Here is a 19,662-nt window from a genome sequence, read left to right as displayed (position 1 = left end):
CCGCAGTAGGCGCGGCGACGGGGGGGGGGGGGGGCAGGATCGGGGGATGGCCCTCCGCGATCTCTCACCCGCCGACCTCGCGACACCGCGGTTCCTCGAGCTGCTGCGGATGGCGGCAGAGCTCCCCGACGAGGAGCTCGCCCGCCTGCGCGACGAGGAGCTGCCGACGCTCTCGATCATCGGAGCGGTGGGGGACGGGGGCCTCGACGCGTTAGCTGCGGTGCGGATCCGCGAGGACGGACTCGAGATCGAGTACATCGCGTCCCGGGTGCGGGGGCTGGGGTCGGCGCTCGTGAGCGAGCTGCGGCGGAGGCATCCGGGAGTCGTCATCGTCGCCGAGACCGACGACGACGCCATCGGCTTCTACCGGCGTCTCGGATTCACGGACGTCCCCGCTCCCGCCGACCCCCGCTGGCCGGGCCGGCCGCGGTACCGGTGCACGCTGCCTGCGTTGTGACGAACGGCGAAACCGCTTCGCGCCTCGGTGATGAGTAATAGGAGCGCCCGCCCCCTGCCTGCTGGTCGAGTAGCCCTGCAGGGGCGTATCGAGACCACTGTCCGCCAGCAGATCGGCCATCCGACCGGTTCTTCTGACGCTGGTGGATCTCGATACGCCCGCTCCACGGGCTACTCGATCAGAAGGTTCTGGCCGCACCCTCGACTCCGCGGGCGGTCACCCGGGGTCGAGGGTCACCCGCGCGTCCAGTCGCAAGCGATCCAGGAACGTCTCGTCGTGGCTCACCACGACCAGAGCGCCGCGCCAGGCCGCGAGCACGTCGACGAGGTGGTCGGTCGTGGCCATGTCGAGGTCGTTCGTCGGCTCGTCGAGCACGAGCAGCTGCGGAGCGGGCTGCGCGAGGACCAGGCCGGCGAGCGCCACGCGGAAGCGCTCCCCACCCGACAGCGCCGCGGCCCTCCGGTCGACGATCGCGCCCCGGAGGAGCAGCCGGGCCAGCGCGTTGCGCAGGTCGCCCGTCGGCACGGCGGGCGCCGCGCGGGACACGTGCTCGAGCACGGTGCGGTCGTCGTCGAGCAGCCCGTCCCGGCGCTGCGGGAGCCAGCCGATCCGGTCGGTCAGCGCGGTCGCGCGAGTGTCGACGATCGGATGCGGGCGGGCGTCCCGAGCGCCGACGAGCTGCTCGAGCAGGGTCGTCTTCCCCGTGCCGTTGGCCCCGACGACGGCGATCCGCTCCGGTCCCTGCAGCACGGTGGTCCGCCCGCGCACTGTGAGCTCGGCCAGCCGCCGCCCCGCCGGCAGCCCCGGATCGGGGAGCTCGATCCGGACCGTGTCGTCGTCGCGGATCGCCCGCGAGGCCGCGTCGACCTGCTCGCGGGCGCGCGCCTCCGCCTCGCCGTGACCGGCCCGCAGACGCCCGGCGGTCGTCTCGGCCCTGTTCTTCCGGGCGTTCGCGAGGATCTTCGGCATCGACTCCGCCGATCGGGCGCCCGCCTTCGCCCGGCGCGCGATGGTCGTCTCGGCCTCGATCCGCTGCCGGCGCTCGGCGCGCAGCAGTTGGTCGGCGTCGCGCAGATCGCGCTCGGCCGCCGCGCGCTCGAGAACGAGCCGCTCCTCGAACACCGACCACGAGCCTCCGGAGGTGCGGAGCGCACCGTCGCGCAGCTCGGCGATCTCGTCGACGTGCTCGAGCAGCTCGCGGTCGTGACTGACGACGATCAGCGTGCCGCGCCAGCGGTCGACGAGGTCGAGGAGCAGCCCGCGCGACCGGCGGTCGAGGTCGTTCGTCGGCTCGTCGAGGACGGCGATCGGCGCATCGCGCAGGCGGACCCCTGTGACGGCGGTGAGGACCGCCTGCCCGCCGGACAGCGTCGCGACCGGACGCCGCAGATCGTCGAGGTCGAGACCCACGTCGTGCAGCGCGGCGACCGCCCGGGCCTCGAGGTCCCAGTCGTCGTCGAGCGCCTCGAAGTGCCGTGGATCGGCGTCGCCGCCGAGGATCGAGTGCAGGGCGTCGAGTTCCGGGCGGATCCCCAGCAGGTCGGCGACGGTGTCGTCCGGTCCGCGATCCAGACGCTGCGGCAGCAGACCGACCGGCCCCGTGGTCGAGACGGTTCCCCTCGTGGGGAGGAGATCGCCGGTGACGAGCCGGACGAGCGTGGACTTGCCGGCGCCGTTGGCTCCGACGAGCCCGGTGCGGCCGCGCCCGAAGGCGGTGGTGACGCGGTCGAGGACGATCGAGCCGTCCGGCCAGGCGAACGAGCAGTCGGTGAGGACGACGGAAGGTGCGATGACAGTGGGCACAGTGCTCCCGGTGATGGTGTCGGCGCACGACGAACCATCGCTCCCGGGGAGGGAGGCGTCCGCCTCAGGGGGCGGGCACGGGGGTCGTCAGTGCGAGGGCAGCGTCTGCGTCGTGGACGCAGTACCGGTGCTGATGCGCAAGGGACCGTCTTCCGTGCGGGGAGCCCCCGTGTCCGCGAGCCGCCTGGTCGGCCGGTGAGGTGGCCGCGCCGACGTCGCGGCTCGCGACGAGGTACCCGTGCACGCTACGCGCAGCCGTCGCGCAGCCGCAAGGTCCCCCTCGACCTGACGCCTGGTCGATCCGTCACGAACGCACCGTCCGAGTCGAGCGCACGGTGCATCTCCGACGGATCGATCGCGCCGGGCGCGAGGCGTGGCGCGTGTGGCACGCTCGACGGGAAGCGCGCCCGCGGGCGGTGCGCGGGAGCGGAGCGGCAGATGATCGGGCTGGATCTCACGGGGAAGACGGCACTCGTCACGGGTTCGGGGCAGGGCATCGGCCTCGCCATCGCGATCGGGCTGGCGCGGGCCGGCGCCGCGGTCGTGGTGAACGCGCGGTCGCAGGAGTCGGTGGACCGCGCGATCGGGGAGGTGACCGCGACCGTGCCGGGCGCCTCCGTCTCGGGGGTCGCCGCCGACGTGTCGAGCGACTCCGGCACCGACGCACTGCTCGAGGCCGTGCCGACGGTCGACGTGCTCGTCAACAACCTCGGGATCTTCGGCAGCGCCGACGCGCTCGAGATCACGGACGACGAGTGGCGCCGCTACTTCGAGGTGAACGTGCTGACCGGCGTGCGCCTCACCCGCGCCTACCTGCCCGGGATGATCGGGCAACGCTGGGGGCGCGTGATGTACATCGGCAGCGACTCAGCCGTGGTCACTCCCGCCGAGATGATCCACTACGGAGTCTCGAAGACGGCCTTGCTCGGCGTCTCGCGCGGCTTCGCGAAGACGGCGGCCGGCACCGGAGTCACGGTCAACAGCGTGCTCGCGGGGCCGACGCACACGGGCGGCGTCGAGGACTTCGCCCGCTCGCTCGTCGGCGACGACCTGCCGTGGGACGAGGCGGAGCGCGAGTTCATGCGCCTGCACCGCCCGCAGTCGCTGCTCCAGCGCCTGATCGAGCCGGAGGAGATCGCCCACATGGTCGTCTACCTCGCGTCCCCGCTCGCCTCGGCGACGACCGGTGCGGCCGTCCGCGTCGACGGCGGCTACATCGACTCGATCGTCCCCTGAGGTCGGTCTTCTGAGGTCGGTCTTCTGAGGCCGGTCTTCACGGAGCGGAGTGACGGGGCCGCGCCGGTCGACCGGTCGCGAACCGGGGCCCGGTCGCCCCGCAGACCCCGGTGCGCGTCCGTTCCTGGCGTCGCCCGCGTGTGGCCGGGCGGCGACCGCAAGGGGAGGCCGAGCCGGACGCGCCGCGGCAGAGTGGTGACATGACTTTCACCGGGTTCGGGACGGACGCGAGCGCGTTCCTCGCCGCTCTGACGAAGGACAACTCGCGGCAGTTCTTCGACGAGCACCGCCAGGAGTACGTCGAGGTCCTCCGCCAGCCCCTCGAGGACCTGCTCGCGGAGGCAGAGGCCGAGTACGGACCCGGTCGGGTCATGCGCCCCAATCGGGACGTGCGGTTCAGCCACGACAAGTCGCCGTACCGGACCAGCGCCAGCATGTGGGCCGGCAGCGTCGGAGGCGTCTACCTCAGCGTGAACGCCGCGCACCTCGAGGTCGGCGGCGGACTCTACGAGCCCAGCCGCGACCAGCTGGCGCGGGCACGGGCCGCCATCGACTCGGTCCCCACCGCCGCGTCGCGCCTCGCCGAGATCGTCGACGCGCTGACGAGCGCGGGGTTCGAGCTGGCGGGCCCGTCGCTGAAGACGGCCCCGCGGGGGTACGACCGCGACCACCCGCGGATCGCGCTGCTCCGCCTCAAGCACTACGCGGCGCTGACCCGCCTCCCCGTCACCGCGCCGCCGGCGGCGATCAAGGACGCCTGGTCGGCCGTCGAGGACCTGATCGCCTGGGTCGACACGCACGCGCAGGCCGCGCGGTCGTGGCCCTGACGCCGGTGGGTAGCTCGCTGATCGAGTAGCCCGCGCAGCGGGCGTGTCGAGATCCACCAGCTCCAGAAGGCGAGGCCAGAAGACCGAGCTGCTGAAGCGGGCGGGTCTCGATACGCCGCCTCCGGCGGCTACTCGACCAGCATGCTGGCCGCTGCGGGCTCGGCCTGCATGGAGGGGCCGGGCGCCCGGCGCTGATCGAGCCCGTAGCCCGCGCAGCGGGCGTATCGAGATCCACCAGCGTCAAAGGGGGAGACCTGAGGACCGAGGTGCTGACGCGGGTGGGTCTCGATACGCCGCCTCCGGCGGCTACTCGACCAGCATGCCGGCAGCCCCTCCCTCGCTGATCGAGCCCGCAGCCCGCGTAGCGGGCCTATCGAGATCCACCAGCGTCAAAGGGGGAGACCTGAGGACCGAGGTGCTGAAGCGGGTGGGTCTCGATACGCCGCCTCCGGCGGCTACTCGACCAGCATGCTGGCCGCTGCGGGCTCGGCCTGCATGGAGGGGCCGGGCGCCCCTCGCTGATCGAGTAGCCCGCGCAGCGGGCGTATCGAGATCCACCAGCTCCAGAAGGCGAGGCCTGAGGACCGAGGTGCTGAAGCGGGTGGGTCTCGATACGCCCCTCCGGGGCTACTCGACCAGCATGCCGGGGCTGCGGGCTCGGCGAGCACGGCGGCGAGGGAACCGGCTGCCGTCGAGACCGCCCGTTGGAGCTGGCGGCCTCGACGGGAGCCGGCTCCCTCGGGAGCGGACGGGGCGCGGCGGCGCGCGTCAGGCGCGCGGCGGCGCGACCGAGCCGCCGGGACGCCAGGGGCCGCCGATGCGCTCCTGGAGGAGCGGCGCAGCGGGGTCGGCGAGACGGGCGAGCAGCGCCTCGACGCCGCGGCGGCCGAGGGCGTGGCCGGGGCCGACGAGCAGGTCGAGCGCCGGGTCGGCGAGGTCGGCGACGTCGGGGTCGGAGGCGAGCAGCACGATCGAGAGGTCGTCGGGGACGCTCACGCCTCGGTGCCGCAGCTCGTGTGCGAAGCCGATGGCGGCGCCTCCGTTGATGATCACGACCGCCGTGACCGCGCCGACGTCGAGCGAGCGCGCCAGGGCGCGGCCGCCGGCCGGCGACTCGTCGCAGCGGAGGAGGGACCCGGCGAGGCCGCGCGCGGCGCACATCCGCGCGAACGCCTCCTCGGTGCGCGCGTACGGGCCGAAGTCGGAGCCCTCGCCGCCGAGCACCAGCGCGATGCGGGAGTGGCCGAGCCCGGCCAGGCGCTCGATCGCCTGGCCGACCATGCCCTCGAAGTCGATGTCGACCCAGTCGAGGGCCGAGGGATCGCGGGTGCGGCCGATCAGAGCGAACGGCGTGCCGGCGTCGCGGAGGATCGCGACCCGCTCGTCCTCGGACGCCACCTGCATGAGGATCACCCCGTCGATCAGTCCGTCGGAGCGCAGGTCGGCGAGCCGCTCCGATCCGCCGACGGTCGGCCAGAGCACGATCGAGTAGCCGTTCTCGGCGGCGGCCTCGGCGGCACCGGTGAAGAAGGCCGTGGCCGTGGTGAGCGGGCGGCCCGGGACGAGCGGATGGACGACCGCGACGATGCGGGAGCTGCGGCGGGCGAGGGCGCGGGCGAGCGCGTTCGGGCGGTAGTCGAGCTCGCGCATCGCCGCCTGCACGCGCTCGCGGGTCTCGGGGGTCACGGGCTTCGAGTCGTTGACGACGAAGGACACTGTCGTCATCGAGACGCCGGCGAGGCGTGCGACGTCCTTCATCGTGGCCACGGCGACTCCTCGCGATCGGGTGCCGGTGCGCGGTTGACGCAGGGCGGGGGTCTCCCGCAGTCTAGGAGCGCGCACCGGTGAAGCGCTTAACCGCAGCAGCACCCGGTCCCACGACGCAGCGCCTCCATCGATGAAGAAGGAACCCCCGTGACCACCTCCGCCACTCCCGTCCGCGTCCTCGTCTGGGGCGAGAACCGCCACGAGCAGATCGAGGAGAAGGTCCGCGCGATCTACCCCGATGGCATGCACACGACCATCGCCGAGGGAATCCGCGAGAACCTCGGCGACGACTCCGTCGTCCGCACCACCACCCTCGACGAGCCCGAGCACGGCCTCACCGAGGAGGTCCTCGCCGCCACCGACGTGCTGGTCTGGTGGGGGCACGCCGCCCACGGCGAGGTCGCCGACGAGGTCGTCGAGCGCGTGCACCGCCACGTCCTCTCGGGGATGGGCCTGCTCGTGCTGCACTCCGGCCACTGGTCCAAGATCTTCGGCAAGCTGATGGGCACCACCTGCACGCTGCGCTGGCGCTCGGAGGAGGACCGCGAGCTGGTCTGGACCGTCGACCCCACGCACCCCATCGCCCAGGGCGTGCCGCACCCCTTCGTCATCCCGCAGCAGGAGATGTACGGCGAGTTCTTCGACGTGCCCGCGCCCGACGAGCTCGTCTTCCTCTCGACGTTCTCGGGCGGCGAGGTGTTCCGCTCGGGCATGACCTACAAGCGCGGTCACGGCCGCATCTTCTTCTTCTCCCCCGGCGACCAGGACTACCCCGTCTACCACCACGAGCACGTGCGCCGCGTGATCGCGAACGGCGTCGAGTGGGCGCGGACTCAGCGGCCCGAGCGCCGCCTCCCGGTGCTGCAGCGCTACGAGACCGAGCAGTTCTACACCGGCCACGACTACGAGGGAGCGCTCGTCCGATGACCGTGCGCCTGGTCCAGGTCGGCGCCGGCGCGATGGGGCGCGCCTGGATCCGCACGATCCGCGACTCCCCGGACGCCGAGCTGGTCGGGCTGGTCGACCTCGACGTCGATCTGGCCACGAGGGCGGCAGCGGAGGAGGGAGTCGGCCCGATCGCGGTCGGCGGCAGTGTCGCCGAGGTCGCCGCCCGCTCCGGTGCCGACGCGGTGGTCAACGTGACCGTGCCGCGCGCGCATCTGCCGGTCAGCTCCGAGGCGCTGTTCGCCGGGCTGCCGGTGCTGTCCGAGAAGCCGATCGCGCCGACCATCGCCGAGTCGCTGATCCTCGCGGCGACCGCCGAGGTGGCGGGGCAGCTGCTGATGACGAGCCAGTCGCGGCGCTACTACGCGGCGATCAACGCGTTCCGCGAGCAGATCGCGGGGCTCGGGCAGCTGGGCACCGCGTCGGTGACGTTCGCGAAGGCACCGCGGTTCGGAGGCTTCCGCGACGAGATGGCGCACGTGCTGCTCGTCGACATGGCGATCCACGCCTTCGATGCGGCGCGCTACCTGCTCGCCAGCGACCCGGTCGCCGTCTACTGCGAGGAGTACAACCCCGGCTGGAGCTGGTACGCCGACGGAGCCGCGGCGAGCGCCGTCTTCGAGTTCGCCGACGGAGTGCGCTTCAGCTACACCGGCAGCTGGTGCGCCGATGGCCTCGAGACGTCGTGGAACGGCGACTGGCGCGTCAACGGCGCCGGCGGCACGGCGCACTGGGACGGCGACGAGGCTCCGGAGTGGCAGGCGCGGGAGTCGGAGGCGGTGCAGGTCGCGTCGCTGGATCCGGTGCCGGAGGAGATCGCGGGCTCGCTCGCGGAGTTCGTGCGGGTGCTGGGCACCGGCGAGGTGCCGTCGGGCGAGGTGCACGCGAACGTGCGGAGCCTCGCGATGGTGGAGGCGGCGGTGCGCTCCTCCGAGACCGCGGCGCGCGTGCGGATCGACGACGTGCTCGAGGACGGCTACGCGGAGGCGCTCGGGCTCGTGCGCGACGAGCGGGTGCGGGCGGCGCTGGCCGCCTGGGGCTCGGCGCGCGAGGGGCTCACCCCCTCCTCTCGCTGATCGCGTCGGAGAGCCGACGTTCGCAGGGAGACGGGTCTCGATACGCCGCCTGCGGCGGCTACTCGACCAGCATGGATGGCGGCGTCACGTCACCCGAGGCGCCCCCTTCTTACTGATCGAGCAGCCCGCGCGGCGGGCGTATCGAGATCCGCCGAAGTCAGCAGGGGAGGCGTGCAGACCCGATCTGCGGCCGGCGACCGCGTGTTCGCCGCGCGGACACCTTCGTGAGCCCGGCTGTTCATCCGGGGCCGCGAGCGTGGGCGGGTTCCCTTCGAATCTGCTCAGGAGACCCGTGCCCCGTCACACCGCCCCCCGTCGCGCCGCCGGCGCCGCGATCGCCCTCACCCTCGCGAGCTGCACGATCGGTGCCGCTCTGCCCGCCGCCGCCGCGGGCGACTCCTTCTTCACGCGCATCGCGACCGTGCCCGCGTACCTCAACGCCGCCGACCCGGCCGTCGACTCCGCCGTCGCCGAGATCTCGAGCGCGTCGCCCGACGGCCGCCTCGTCTACTCGACCGACTCGGCCGGTCAGCGCATCAACGTCCTCGACATCAGCGACCCCGAGGCACCCAAGCCCCTGGGCGGCGTGGGCGTCGGAGGCGAGCCCACCTCGGTCTACGCGACCGGCGAGTACGTGCTCGCGGTCGTCGACACCAGCGACGGCGACTTCGCGAACCCCTCCGGCCACGTCAGCGTCCTGCACGCCGACGACCTCGCACCGGTCGCGACGATCGAGCTCGGCGGACAGCCCGACTCCATCGACGTGACCACCGCCGGCGACACCGCCGTCATCGCGATCGAGAACCAGCGCGACGAGGAGTTCACCCCCGAGGGCGGCGAGGAGGGCGACCTCCCCCAGCTGCCCGCCGGCGAGCTCGTGGTCATGGACCTCGCGGGCGACCCCACCACGTGGGTGGCCGAGCACGTCGACATGACCGGGCTCCCGGGCCTCGACACCCCGAGCGACCCCGAGCCCGAGTACGTCTCGATCAACCCGGCCGACACCGCCGTCGCGGTGACCCTGCAGGAGAACAACGCCGTCGCGATCGTCGACCTGGCCACCCGCACCGTCGTCACCTCGTACTCGGCGGGCACCGCCTCCGTCAGCGGGATCGACACCCTCGACGACGACCACATCGAGCTCACCGGCTCGATCACCGACGTGCCCCGCGAGCCCGACGCGATCGGCTGGGTCGGCGACGACCACATCGCCATCGCGAACGAGGGCGACTGGAAGGGCGGAACCCGCGGCTGGTCGATCCTCGACGCGGCCACCGGCTCCGTCACCTGGGACGCCGGCAACACGTTCGAGCACCTCGCGGTGAGCCTCGGCCTCTACCCCGACAAGCGCTCCGACGCCAAGGGCGCCGAGCCCGAGGGCCTGCTCTCGGCCACCTACGACGGCGTGCCCTACGTCTTCGTCGGCGCCGAGCGCGCCAACTTCGTCGCGGTCTACGACGTGAGCGACCCGGCCGCGCCGCGCTTCGTGCAGGCGCTGCCGTCCACGCCCGGTCCGGAGGGGCTCCTCGCCCTGCCCGAGCGCGACCTGCTGGTCGTCTCGAGCGAGACCGACGACGCCGAGGCGGCCGTCCGCGCGAGCGTGCAGCTCTACGCGATGGGCGCCTCCTCGCCCGCGTTCCCGACCATCGCGTCGGCGGACGTCGACGGATCGCCGCTGCCCTGGGGCGCCCTCTCGGGCCTCTCGACCGACCCGGCCGACGCCGACCGTCTCTTCGCGGTCAGCGACAGCGCCTACGCGCCGAGCGAGATCTACTCGGTCGACACCTCCGTCACCCCGGCGCTGATCGACTCGTCGCTCACCGTCACCGAGGCGGGTGAGCCGGCGGCCCTCGACCTCGAGGGCATCGCCGCGCGCGCCGACGGCGGCTTCTGGGCCGTCACCGAAGGGGCGACCGGCCCCGAGAACGCGCTCCTCGAGCTCGACGCCGACGGCGCGGTGCAGCAGCGCATCGCCCTGCCGACCGAGGTCGCCGACGCGCTCGGCTCGCAGGGCTTCGAGGGCGTGACCATCGAGCAGGGCGCCGAGGGCGAGATCGTCTGGACCGCGCTGCAGCGCGAGGCCTCGATCGACGCCGACGGCATCGTGCGGATCGGACGCTACGACGTGGCGGACGAGAGCTGGAGCTTCTTCGGCTACCCGCTCGAGGCCGCCTCCGGCGTCGAGGGCGACTGGAACGGTCTCTCCGAGATCACGCTGACCCCGGCGGGCACCCTCGCCGTGATCGAGCGCGACAAGCGCAACGGTCCGGATGCGGCGCTCAAGGCGGTCTACACGGTTCCGCTGCCCGACGGCGCTGGTGCGGCCGTGGGCGAGGAGCTCCCGGTGCTCGAGAAGACGCTCGCGGCCGACGTGCTGCCCGCGCTCGAGGCCGGCAACGGCTGGACGCAGGAGAAGCTCGAGGGGCTCGGCATCACGGGCTCCGGCGAGGTGTTCGTCGTGACCGACAACGACGGTGTCGACGACGCGAACGGCGAGACCGTGCTGGCCTCGCTGGGCAGCGCGACCGAGGTGTTCGGCGCCGCGCCGGTGCCGACGCCGACGGCGACTCCGACCGCTGAGCCGACCGCGACGCCCACTGCTGAGCCGACCGTCGCGCCGACTGCAGTGCCGACGACCGCGCCGACCACGGCACCGACCGCTCAGCCGACGGTCGCGCCGAGCGCGCACCCGACGGCGAGCGCGGCCCCTGTCGCCGGCACCACGCCCACGCGCCCCGGCTCGGGACTCGCCAGCACCGGAGTCGAGTCGGGCTGGGCCGCCGCCGCGGCGCTCACGCTGATGGCCGGCGGAGCGCTCGCGCTCGGCCTCGCCCGCAGGCGCCGCACCGCGCGCTGACCCGTTGACGACGAACGGCCCGGAGGACTCAGGTCCCCCGGGCCGTTCGTCGTCCCGCGCGCCGGCCCCGCGCCGCCGGACGACCTTCGGCTCGCGGCATCACGTTCGGCTCGCGAGAAACGCCCGTTTCGACGAGCCGAACGCGATTCTGCGAGCCGGAGGTGCTCCCGCCGGCGGTCGGCCGCCCTCCGAGACGACCTCCGGCTCGCGAGAACACGTTCGACTCGTCAGAAACGCCTGTTTAGACGAGCCGAACCGGATTTCACGAGCCGGAGGTGCTTCCGCGCGATCCGGGGCCGGGGACGTGTGGCGGGGCGCCGAGACGCCACCTTCACTGCGGCGTCGAGAGCGGAGCCGGTTCCCTCGGCGGCGGGGTCAGCTGCCGGTCGTCGGGGCGTCGGTCTCGGCAGGCGTCGGCACGTCGGTCGGGCTCTCGCCGGCCGAGGGACGGGTCGGCGGGGTGGGAGCCTCTCCGTCGGCGGGCGGTGCGGGCGGAGTCGGGACCTCGCAGTCCGCAGACGGTGCCGGCGGAGTCGGCGCGTCGCCGGTCATCGGCGGGGCGGGAGGGGTCGGGCGTGCACCGTCCGCGAGCGGGGTGGGCAGCTCGCCGTCGGCAGGCGGCGTCGGCGCGTCGCCCTCGGCGGGTGCGGGGGGCGGGGTCGGCGCGTCACCGTCCGCGGGCGCGGCCGGAGGCGTGGGCAGCTCTCCCTCGGCGGGCGGGGTCGGGGCGTCGCCGTCCGCGGGTGCTGCGGGAGGCGTCGGCAGCTCACCCGCAGCAGGCGGCATGGGCAGCTCGCCGTCAGCAGGCGGCGTGGGCAGCTCGCCGTCAGCGGGAGGCGTGGGCGCTTCTCCGTCAGCAGGCGGCGTCGGCGCCTCCCCGTCTGCAGGCGGCGTCGGCAGTCCCGCCGCGCCCGGCCCGGCCGGTCCGCACCTCCCCGGCCCGGGCGGGGTCGGCGCCGTGCCGTCGCCGGCGGCCGGCGCACCGGTCGCGCCCTCGGTCGCCCCCGGCGTCTGCAGCGGCGTCGCGCCCGCCGACGTCGACGGGGTCGGCGTCCCCGTCCCGTCGGCGAACGCCGCCGTCGCGCCCAGCCCGGTCAGCCCGAGCGCTCCGGCCGCGATGCAGACAGCGATCGCGCGGACCCTGGGTCGGCGCGGCCCGAAGCCCGAGCCCTTCGTCGTGGTGGTCTCGCTCATGGTTCTCTCCTCGTGCCGGCCCGATGCCGATCCCGTTCGGGAGCGGTTGCGGCCGGTTCCAGTTCAGATTCAGAGCCGAATCTGAAGCGGCGCTTAAGAACAGTGCCTCCCCAGCCGATGCCTGGCCCGCGTCGATCCGCCGCCCCTACGGTCGGAGCATGCTCCCTCCCGCCCGGATCCTGCTCGTCGAGGACGACGACGCCATCCGCACCTCCGTCGAGACCGCCCTGCGCAGCGAGCGCTTCACGGTGCGCGGCCTCGCGACCGGCGAGGACCTCGCCCACGAGCTCCTCGCCTTCTCCCCCGATCTCGTGATCCTCGACTGGATGCTCCCCGGCCCGAGCGGCATCGTGCTGGCCGAGCGCGTGCGCCGGGCGAGCGACGCGGCCGTCATCATGCTCACCGCGCGCGACGCCGTCGACGACCGCCTCCGCGGGTTCGACGAAGGAGTCGACGACTACGTGGTCAAGCCGTTCGTGCTCGCCGAGCTCGTCGCTCGGGTGACGGCCGTGCTGCGCCGGCGCGGGCGGGTCCCGTCGATCATCGAGATCGGCGATCTCGTCGTCGACCCCGACTCCGGCCGGGCCCAGCGCGACGGCGCTCAGCTCGACCTGACCGCCACCGAGTTCCGGCTGCTCGCGTTCCTCGCCGGCAGCCGCGGGCGCACGCTCAGCAAGACGCAGATCCTCACGCAGGTCTGGGGCTACGACCACGTCGACCCCAACCTCGTCGAGGTGCACCTCAGCTCCCTCCGCAAGAAGATGGAGGCGCACGGCGAGCGCCTGATCCACACCGTCCGCGGTCTCGGCTACCGGGTCGAGGCGTGAGCGCGACGCCGCTGCGCACCGGCTCGCTGCGCCTCCGCACGGTCGTCGCCGTCGTCGCGCTGCTGGCCGTGCTGCTGCTCGCGCTCTCGGTGACGGTGCAGGCCGTCCTCGGCGACCGCCTCCGCGCCCAGATCGAGGAGCGGCTGCAGGACCGCGCCTCCGCCGCCGCCGCTCTCGTCGGCACGATCGATGACGACGAGCTCGCGTCGCGGCTGTCGGCGCAGGGCGTCGCGGTGCGGATCACGAGCCCCGAGGGCGAGGCCGTCGTCGCCGGCCCGAGCCCGGAGCAGCTGCGCGCCGGCCCAGGGGCGGCCGATCAGCTGGCCGAGCCTCCTGCGGGACCGCCCGCCGCGGCGCCGACTCCCGCACCCCGCGCCGCCGCCGACGCCACCGTGACCGTCGCGTCGAGCTCCGTCTCGGGCGACGACCAGCTGATCACGCTCGAGTCGACCCTCAGCGACGGCACCGAGCTGACCCTGACCAGCGACGCGAGCTTGGTCGGCTCCACTCTCGCGTCGCTCAACGCGATCCTGCTCGTCTCCTCCGCCGCGTTCCTCCTGCTCGCCGCGATCGCCCTGACCGTGGTCGTGCGCGCGACTCTGCGCCCCCTCGAGCGGATGACCGCCGTCGCCCGCTCGATCGCGCACGGTGATCGCGGGCGCCGCCTCCGCCCCTCGCGCCCCGGCACCGAGCTCGGGCGGACCGCCGCCGCCTTCGACGAGATGCTCGACGACCTCGAGCAGGCCGAGCGCACCGCGGTCGCGGCCGAGAGACGGATGCGCGCCTTCGTCTCGGACGCGGCGCACGAGCTGCGCACGCCGGTCGCCGGCATCCAGGCCGCGGCCGACGCGCTGGTCAGGGCCGACGGCTCCGAGGCCGACCGCGAGCGGCTCTCGGTGCACGTGGTGCGGGAGTCGCTGCGCGCGGGCCGCCTGGTCCAGGACATGCTGCTGATGGCCCGCCTCGACGAAGGGCTGGCCGTCGAGCCGCGGCCGCTCGACGTGGTTCCCGTGGCGGAGGCGGCGATCGAGCGGCAGCAGCTGCACTCGTCCGGCCTCGCACTGGCTCTGCACCCGTCGGCGCAGGCGCCCCTCGCGCTCGCGGACCCGGACCGGCTCGGACAGATCCTCGGGAACCTGCTCGAGAACGCTGCCCGCTTCGCCCGCTCGCGCGTCGACGTCACGCTCTCGTCGACTCCCGGAATCGTCGTGCTCACCGTCGACGACGACGGCCCCGGAGTCGCGGAGGCCGACCGCGAGCGCGTCTTCGACCGCCTGGTCCGCCTCGACGACGCGCGCAACCGCGCCGACGGAGGCTCGGGGCTGGGCCTGCCGATCGCCCGTGGCCTCGCCCGCGCCCTCGGCGGCGACCTCGTCTGCGTCGAGGGCCCGGCCGGCGCGCGCTTCCGCGTGACGCTCCCCGCGGCCTGATCGCGCCCGCGACCGAGCGACGAAGGCCCGGCCCACGCGACCACCCGGCGACCGTGGACAACGCCAGGAGGACCGGTGACATCGCGACCGCGTCCGCGTTGGACAGTTCTCGCCCGGACTGCCGTCTCGAAGCGGCAGAAACCGCCGAACCGATCCGAGGACGGCCCCGGCATTCGGCACTTCTCGCCTCCATCGGATACGAGAAGCGGCAGAACCCGTCGAACAGGCGCGCCGCACGCCCAGGAGCGTCGAGAACCTGAGTACCGCCACCGAGGCGATGCGGATCGCCCGTCCCGATCGGGCCGGGTCACCCTGCGGCGTCACCCCCACCCGGTCCGAGGCGGAACCGTCACCCGAGTCCCGAGACACCGCAGCGGATGCCTCGGCCAGAACCGGTTCCCTCGGCCGAGGTCTCCCCCACCTAGGCTCGCCGCATGGCAGCCCGCATCTCGCACACGACCATCGACAGCCGCGACGCTCTGGCGCAGTCCGTCTTCTGGAGCGCCGTTCTCGGCTTCGCGGAGGACCCCGAGGATCCCGACGTGCCCGGGGACGACGAGTGCATGATCTTCTCGAGCGACAGCACTCAGCGACTGCTGTTCATCGAGGTCCCCGAGACGAAGCAGCTCAAGAACCGGCTGCACCTCGACCTCGAGCCCGACGAGGGCAGCACCCGCGACGAGGAGCTCGCCCGCCTCCTGCAGCTCGGAGCCCGGCAGGTCGACGACCTCCGCCGCCCCGACGGCACGGGCTGGGTCGTCCTGGCCGATCCCGAGGGCAACGAGTTCTGCATCCTCCGCAGCCGGGCCGAGCGGAGCGCGTAGCCACCCGCCCCTCCGCCCCGTCGTCGCGAGGGAACCGGCTCTCGGCCGGCACGCGGTGTCTCGGCCGGAAGAGGTTCCCCCGCTGAGCCCCTGCACAGCAAACCGGCGATTCCGCAAGCACGTGTCCAGGTGGCATCCGCGCGCCACGATGACGACATGGACACGCTCGACGCCGCCTCGACCCGCACGCTCGTGCGCCATGGGTTCGGCATCGACCTCTCCGAGCTCGCGCCGGTGACCGGCGGTCTCGACCCGCGCGCCCGCGTCTGGTGCGCGACCGACGACTCCGGGGCCGTCTGGAGCGTCAAGGCCACCCGGCGCGACGGACGCTTCGGGCTCGCGCTCGCCGCCGAGCTCGGCGACGCGGGCGCCTCCGGGGTCGCCGCACCGCGACGCGCCGTCGACGGGCGCCCGTGGAGCGAGGCCGACGGCCTGCTCGTCTCGCTCGCCCCGTGGATCCCGGGCGAGGACGCGGTCGACGCCGATGCCGACGCGCTGTCCTGGGAGGAGTTCGGCGGCGTGCTCCGCTCGATCCACGACGCCGAGCCTCCCGCGGGCGCCGTGCCGATCCGGAGGGGCATCCGCCGCGAGCACCGCCCGCCCGCCGAGCTGATCGCCGAGGTCGACGAGCACCCCGCCGGCCGGTCCCCGCTCTGGCGCGAGCACCGCGAGCGCCTCCTAACCCTCGCGAGCGCCGAGCGCCGCCTCAAGCGCGACCGCACCGCCACCTCCCGCGTCCCCGTGCACGGCGACCCGCACCCCGGCAACATCGTGATCGACGAGGCCCGCCGCCCGTGGCTCATCGACTTCGACGAGTCGACCGTCGCTCCCCGCGAGGTCGACCTGCTCCTGGTCGAGCTCGGCGTCATCGTCGCCCGGCCGATCACCGACGCCCAGCGGCGCGCCTTCCGCTCCGGCTACGGCGAGACCCTCATCGACGACGAGCGGATCGCGCGCTTCGGCTGCGTGCGCGCCGTCGAGGACGTGACGGCCGCGTTCCTCGCACCCGCGGGACCGCACGATCTCGCCGGCCAGCTCGGTCCCCACGGACTCGTCTCGCTCGTCGAGACCGCACTCGAACGACTCCCGGGCGCCTGACCGGCACTCGGGAACCACAGCAGACGACCACCACAGCACTCCCCACCACAGCACTCCCCCACCACAGCAGAGGATCCATCATGCGCAGACGACTACTCCCCCTCGCCGCTCTTCTCACGGCGCCCCTCGTCCTCACCGGCTGCAGCGGCTTCGGCGGTGGCGGCGGCGACTCCGCAGACGGCGGCGACTCGATCACCTTCACCACCTGGGCCAGCGAGTCGGAGCAGGCCGCGTTCGAGTCGCTCATCACCGACTTCGAGGCCGCGAACGACGGCGCGAGCGTCGAGCTCAACGTCGTCCCCTACGACCAGATGTTCAGCAACATCGACGCGCAGCTGAGCTCGGGCGAGGCGCCCGACGTGTTCCGCGTCGACTACGGCAACCTCGGCGTCTACTCGAGCCAGGAGCAGCTGCTCGACGTCACCGACCAGATCCCCGAGTTCGACTCGTTCACCCCGGCGTTCCAGGAGGCCGTGTCCTACGACGGCGTGCCCTACGGCGTCCCGCACCAGACCGACGTCTCGGCGCTGCTGGTCAACACCGCGCTGCTCGAGGCCGCCGGCGTCACCGACATCCCGACCGCGGCCGCCGACGCCTGGACCTGGGAGGAGTTCGCCGACGTCTCGACGAAGCTGCGCGCCTCCCTCCCCGCCGAGCAGTACCCGTTCGCCGCGAACTGGCAGCTGGGCGGCACGACCCGCTGGCTGAGCTGGCTGTTCGAGGCCGACGGCGCGCTGCTGGAGGAGGACGGCACGACTCCCGCGATCGACTCCGAGGCGGGAGCGAAGGCCGTCGACTTCACCAAGAGCTTCTTCGAGAACGGCTGGGTCCCGCCGACCAGCTCCGTCAAGTCGCCGGCCTACGCCGACTCCCTCTTCACCGAGCAGACCACCGCGATGGCCTTCGTCGGCTCGTTCCTCGTGCCCGACGTCGACAACCTGGCCGACTTCGAGTGGACCGCCACCCCGATGCCCGTCGATGAGCGCGGCGCGACCGACCTCGGCGGCAACGCCCTCGTCGCCACCGCCGACACCGACAACCCCGAGCTCGCCACCGCGTTCCTCTCGTTCATGACGGAGGCGGACAACATGGCCGCGTTCTGCGCCGCCACGAACGAGCTGCCCACCCGCACCGACATCGACCCCGCCTCGATCGACTTCCAGGTGCGCCCGGATGTGATGCCCGTCTTCGCCGAGCAGGCGACCACCATCACCCCGAGCGACGTCAAGCAGCTGACCTCGCCGTTCCTCGCCGAGATCTCGGTCGGGATGCAGGACCAGCTCGAGGAGGCGTTCGTCAACGGACGCAGCACCGAGGAGACGCTGTCCGGCCTGACCGACGCCATCACGCAGGCCACCGGCGAATGACGGCCGTCCCGCTCCGGCAGGCCGCCGCCGCGACGAAGGCCCCGCGTCGCCGGCGGACCGCGCGCACCAGGGAGGCGCTCGCCGGCCTCGGCTTCGTCGGGCCCAACCTGCTGCTGATGGCGCTGTTCCTGTTCGTGCCGATCCTGTGGGCGATCCAGCTGTCGTTCCAGGAGTCGCGCGGCTTCGGCGACCCGGAGTGGGTCGGCTTCGCGAACTACCTGCGGATGGGCGCCGATCCCGTCTTCTGGCAGAGCCTCGCCAACACGCTGGTCTTCACGGCCGTGACCGTGCCGCTCGAGCTCCTCGGCGGGCTCGGCCTCGCCGTGCTGCTCAACTCGGTGCTGCCGGCCCGCGGGATCTTCCGCACGATCATCGTGCTGCCGCTGGTGATCTCGGGAGTCGCCTCCGGGATGATCGCGGTCACGATCTTCAGCGAGTCCTCGGGCATCGTCAACAAGGTGCTGTCCTCGATCGGCCTCTCGCCGGTCTCGTGGCAGTCCGACGGCACGGCCGCGATGGTGTCGGTGATGCTCACCGCGGTCTGGCTGCGCATCGGCTTCAACATGGTGATCTACATCGCCGGCCTGCAGAGCGTGTCTCCCGAGCTGTACGAGGCGGCGCGGATCGACGGGGCGACGCGGTGGCAGCAGTTCCGCGCCCTGACGGTGCCGCTCGTCGGCCCGTCGACGTTCTTCCTGCTGATCATGAACGTCATCGCGTCGTTCCAGGTCTTCGACATCGTCTTCGTGATGACCGGAGGCGGGCCCGGCTTCTCGACCTCCGTGCTCGGCACCTACGCCTACCGCAACGGCTTCCAGGTGCGCGAGCAGGGCTACGGCGCCGCGCTCGGAGTCGTCATCCTCCTCATCTCCCTCGCCTTCACCTACCTGCAGTGGCGCACGAGTCGCACCCGCGACCTCGTCGAATAGGAGCCGCGGCCATGACCTCCTCCACCATCCCCTCCCCCGCGATCGCCGCGGCGGTCGTCCAGGCGTCCCCGCGCCGGGACCGCGGCCGCCGCGACGGCTCGCGTCTCGGGCTCGTCCTGCGCATCGTCGTCGCCGTGGTCGCCTCCGCGATCGTCTTCTTCCCGCTCTACTGGATGCTCGTCATCGCGTTCTCGCCCCGCGGCGAGGTCTTCTCGCCGGGGCCCCCGCGCTTCTGGCCGAGCGAGATCTCGCTCGAGAACTTCGCGACGGTGTTCGCGCGCTTCCCGGTCGAGGAGTGGTTCCTCAACTCCGTCGTCATCGGTCTGTTCGTGACGGCCTTCACCGTGGTGCTCAATCTGCTGGCCGGCTGGGGCTTCGCGCGGCTGCGCTTCCCGGGGCGCAACCTGCTGTTCCTCCTGGCGCTGGCCACGATGATGATCCCGGTGCAGGCGATCATGGTCGCCCAGTTCAAGCTCGTCACCGGGCTCGAGATCTACGGCACCTACTGGTCGGTGATCCTGCCCGGAGCGGCGGCCGCGTTCGGCATCTTCCTCGCCCGGCAGTTCTTCCTGTCGATCCCGGAGGAGCTCATCGAGGCCGCGCGCATCGACGGCGCCGGGCACCTGCGCGTCTTCGTGCAGATCGTGCTGCCGCTCAGCCGCCCGCTGATCGCGGTGCTGATCCTGCTGACGCTGCTCGGCAGCTGGAACGACTTCGCCTGGCCGCTGATCGCCCTGAAGGACAACGAGCTGTTCACGCTGCCGATCGGGCTGCTCTACCTCAAGGGCCAGTCGACTCCGGACTACTCGTCGAGCATGGCGCTCGCGCTGGTCTCGGTGCTGCCGATGGTGCTGCTGTTCCTCGCCTTCCAGCGCTACTTCGTCCAGGGCTTCGCCCGCAGCGGTATTCGCTGACGCGGCTCACCTGCTCGAGGGAACCCCGAACCGCCGAGACCGCCCGCTGTGCGTGGCGGTCTCGACGGTCCGGGGTTCCCTCGGTGCAGCGGAGCCGGGGCCGAGGTCGCG

General features: G+C 73.1%; 16 protein-coding genes. 13 read left to right on the top strand and 3 right to left on the bottom strand.

What is annotated here, in order from left to right:
- The first annotated feature begins 46 nt into the window (after window positions 1-46).
- Complete coding sequence (locus tag GRS96_RS04995) at window positions 47-457, top strand: GNAT family N-acetyltransferase (RefSeq protein ID WP_159987891.1); 411 nt, start codon at window positions 47-49, stop codon at window positions 455-457.
- A gap of 216 nt (window positions 458-673) precedes the next feature.
- Here GRS96_RS04995 and GRS96_RS04990 read toward each other — a convergent pair whose 3' ends face one another.
- Window positions 674-2,260, bottom strand: coding sequence for an ATP-binding cassette domain-containing protein (locus GRS96_RS04990; RefSeq protein WP_159987890.1), 1,587 nt, complete (start codon window positions 2,258-2,260; stop codon window positions 674-676).
- A gap of 441 nt (window positions 2,261-2,701) precedes the next feature.
- Between GRS96_RS04990 and GRS96_RS04985 the strand changes: the two genes are divergently transcribed.
- Together GRS96_RS04985 and GRS96_RS04980 are read left to right on the top strand one after the other, a co-directional pair.
- The gene (locus GRS96_RS04985) at window positions 2,702-3,496 is read left to right on the top strand and encodes an SDR family NAD(P)-dependent oxidoreductase (protein ID WP_159989233.1); all 795 of its coding nucleotides are present in this window, start codon (window positions 2,702-2,704) and stop codon (window positions 3,494-3,496) included.
- Window positions 3,497-3,696: 200 nt separating this feature from the next.
- Entirely contained in the window at window positions 3,697-4,323 is a 627-nt protein-coding gene (locus GRS96_RS04980) for a DUF2461 domain-containing protein (RefSeq protein ID WP_159987889.1), read from the top strand.
- Window positions 4,324-5,091: 768 nt separating this feature from the next.
- Here GRS96_RS04980 and GRS96_RS04975 read toward each other — a convergent pair.
- Window positions 5,092-6,081: a LacI family DNA-binding transcriptional regulator gene (locus GRS96_RS04975; protein ID WP_235022113.1), complete on the bottom strand. Its 990-nt coding sequence runs from the start codon at window positions 6,079-6,081 to the stop codon at window positions 5,092-5,094.
- A gap of 156 nt (window positions 6,082-6,237) precedes the next feature.
- Here GRS96_RS04975 and GRS96_RS04970 point away from each other — a divergent pair, with 156 nt between their 5' ends.
- From GRS96_RS04970 to GRS96_RS04960, 3 genes are all read left to right on the top strand, one after another.
- Window positions 6,238-7,017, top strand: a complete 780-nt coding sequence (locus tag GRS96_RS04970; RefSeq protein WP_159987888.1) for a ThuA domain-containing protein — start codon at window positions 6,238-6,240, stop codon at window positions 7,015-7,017.
- On the top strand, window positions 7,014-8,111 hold the full coding sequence (locus GRS96_RS04965; protein WP_159987887.1) for a Gfo/Idh/MocA family protein: 1,098 nt from the start codon (window positions 7,014-7,016) through the stop codon (window positions 8,109-8,111). The genes GRS96_RS04970 and GRS96_RS04965 overlap by 4 nt, the downstream gene beginning before the upstream one ends.
- Before the next feature lie 292 nt (window positions 8,112-8,403).
- Entirely contained in the window at window positions 8,404-10,968 is a 2,565-nt protein-coding gene (locus GRS96_RS04960) for an esterase-like activity of phytase family protein (protein ID WP_159987886.1), read from the top strand.
- A 375-nt stretch (window positions 10,969-11,343) separates the two neighbouring features.
- On the opposite strand, the gene GRS96_RS04955 is transcribed toward GRS96_RS04960, so the two are convergent.
- Window positions 11,344-12,162, bottom strand: a complete 819-nt coding sequence (locus tag GRS96_RS04955) for a hypothetical protein (RefSeq protein ID WP_159987885.1) — start codon at window positions 12,160-12,162, stop codon at window positions 11,344-11,346.
- A gap of 158 nt (window positions 12,163-12,320) precedes the next feature.
- On the opposite strand from GRS96_RS04955, the gene GRS96_RS04950 reads away from it, so the two are divergent.
- The 7 genes from GRS96_RS04950 (at window position 12,321) to GRS96_RS04920 (ending at window position 19,551) form a co-directional block, all read left to right on the top strand.
- Entirely contained in the window at window positions 12,321-12,989 is a 669-nt protein-coding gene (locus GRS96_RS04950; protein WP_159857634.1) for a response regulator transcription factor, read from the top strand.
- On the top strand, window positions 12,986-14,419 hold the full coding sequence (locus tag GRS96_RS04945; RefSeq protein WP_159987884.1) for a sensor histidine kinase: 1,434 nt from the start codon (window positions 12,986-12,988) through the stop codon (window positions 14,417-14,419). Before GRS96_RS04950 ends, GRS96_RS04945 begins: the two co-directional genes overlap by 4 nt.
- Before the next feature lie 434 nt (window positions 14,420-14,853).
- The gene (locus GRS96_RS04940) at window positions 14,854-15,243 is read left to right on the top strand and encodes a VOC family protein (protein ID WP_159987883.1); all 390 of its coding nucleotides are present in this window, start codon (window positions 14,854-14,856) and stop codon (window positions 15,241-15,243) included.
- 156 nt (window positions 15,244-15,399) lie between these two features.
- On the top strand, window positions 15,400-16,341 hold the full coding sequence (locus GRS96_RS04935) for a phosphotransferase enzyme family protein (RefSeq protein ID WP_159987882.1): 942 nt from the start codon (window positions 15,400-15,402) through the stop codon (window positions 16,339-16,341).
- 80 nt (window positions 16,342-16,421) lie between these two features.
- Window positions 16,422-17,708: an ABC transporter substrate-binding protein gene (locus GRS96_RS04930; protein ID WP_159987881.1), complete on the top strand. Its 1,287-nt coding sequence runs from the start codon at window positions 16,422-16,424 to the stop codon at window positions 17,706-17,708.
- Entirely contained in the window at window positions 17,705-18,637 is a 933-nt protein-coding gene (locus tag GRS96_RS04925) for a carbohydrate ABC transporter permease (protein ID WP_159987880.1), read from the top strand. The genes GRS96_RS04930 and GRS96_RS04925 overlap by 4 nt, the downstream gene beginning before the upstream one ends.
- A gap of 11 nt (window positions 18,638-18,648) precedes the next feature.
- A complete protein-coding gene (locus GRS96_RS04920) occupies window positions 18,649-19,551 on the top strand; it encodes a carbohydrate ABC transporter permease (protein ID WP_159857646.1) in 903 nt (300 codons plus the stop codon).
- The last annotated feature ends 111 nt before the right edge of the window (window positions 19,552-19,662 follow it).

Origin of the sequence: Rathayibacter sp. VKM Ac-2803 (genome assembly GCF_009807175.1) — a bacterium.
In the GTDB taxonomy this organism is placed as follows: domain Bacteria; phylum Actinomycetota; class Actinomycetes; order Actinomycetales; family Microbacteriaceae; genus Rathayibacter.
This window is presented reverse-complemented; position numbering and strand designations above follow the sequence as displayed.

Bases quoted from the DNA above. Each gene is read 5' to 3' on its own strand.
- GRS96_RS04995 (WP_159987891.1), top strand. From the start codon at position 47: ATGGCCCTCCGCGATCTCTCACCCGCCGACCTCGCGACACCGCGGTTC.
- GRS96_RS04980 (WP_159987889.1), top strand. From the start codon at position 3,697: ATGACTTTCACCGGGTTCGGGACGGACGCGAGCGCGTTCCTCGCCGCT.
- GRS96_RS04975 (WP_235022113.1), bottom strand. From the start codon at position 6,081: ATGAAGGACGTCGCACGCCTCGCCGGCGTCTCGATGACGACAGTGTCC.
- GRS96_RS04965 (WP_159987887.1), top strand. From the start codon at position 7,014: ATGACCGTGCGCCTGGTCCAGGTCGGCGCCGGCGCGATGGGGCGCGCC.
- GRS96_RS04955 (WP_159987885.1), bottom strand. From the start codon at position 12,162: ATGAGCGAGACCACCACGACGAAGGGCTCGGGCTTCGGGCCGCGCCGA.
- GRS96_RS04950 (WP_159857634.1), top strand. From the start codon at position 12,321: ATGCTCCCTCCCGCCCGGATCCTGCTCGTCGAGGACGACGACGCCATC.
- GRS96_RS04940 (WP_159987883.1), top strand. From the start codon at position 14,854: ATGGCAGCCCGCATCTCGCACACGACCATCGACAGCCGCGACGCTCTG.
- GRS96_RS04935 (WP_159987882.1), top strand. From the start codon at position 15,400: ATGGACACGCTCGACGCCGCCTCGACCCGCACGCTCGTGCGCCATGGG.
- GRS96_RS04930 (WP_159987881.1), top strand. From the start codon at position 16,422: ATGCGCAGACGACTACTCCCCCTCGCCGCTCTTCTCACGGCGCCCCTC.
- GRS96_RS04925 (WP_159987880.1), top strand. From the start codon at position 17,705: ATGACGGCCGTCCCGCTCCGGCAGGCCGCCGCCGCGACGAAGGCCCCG.
- GRS96_RS04920 (WP_159857646.1), top strand. From the start codon at position 18,649: ATGACCTCCTCCACCATCCCCTCCCCCGCGATCGCCGCGGCGGTCGTC.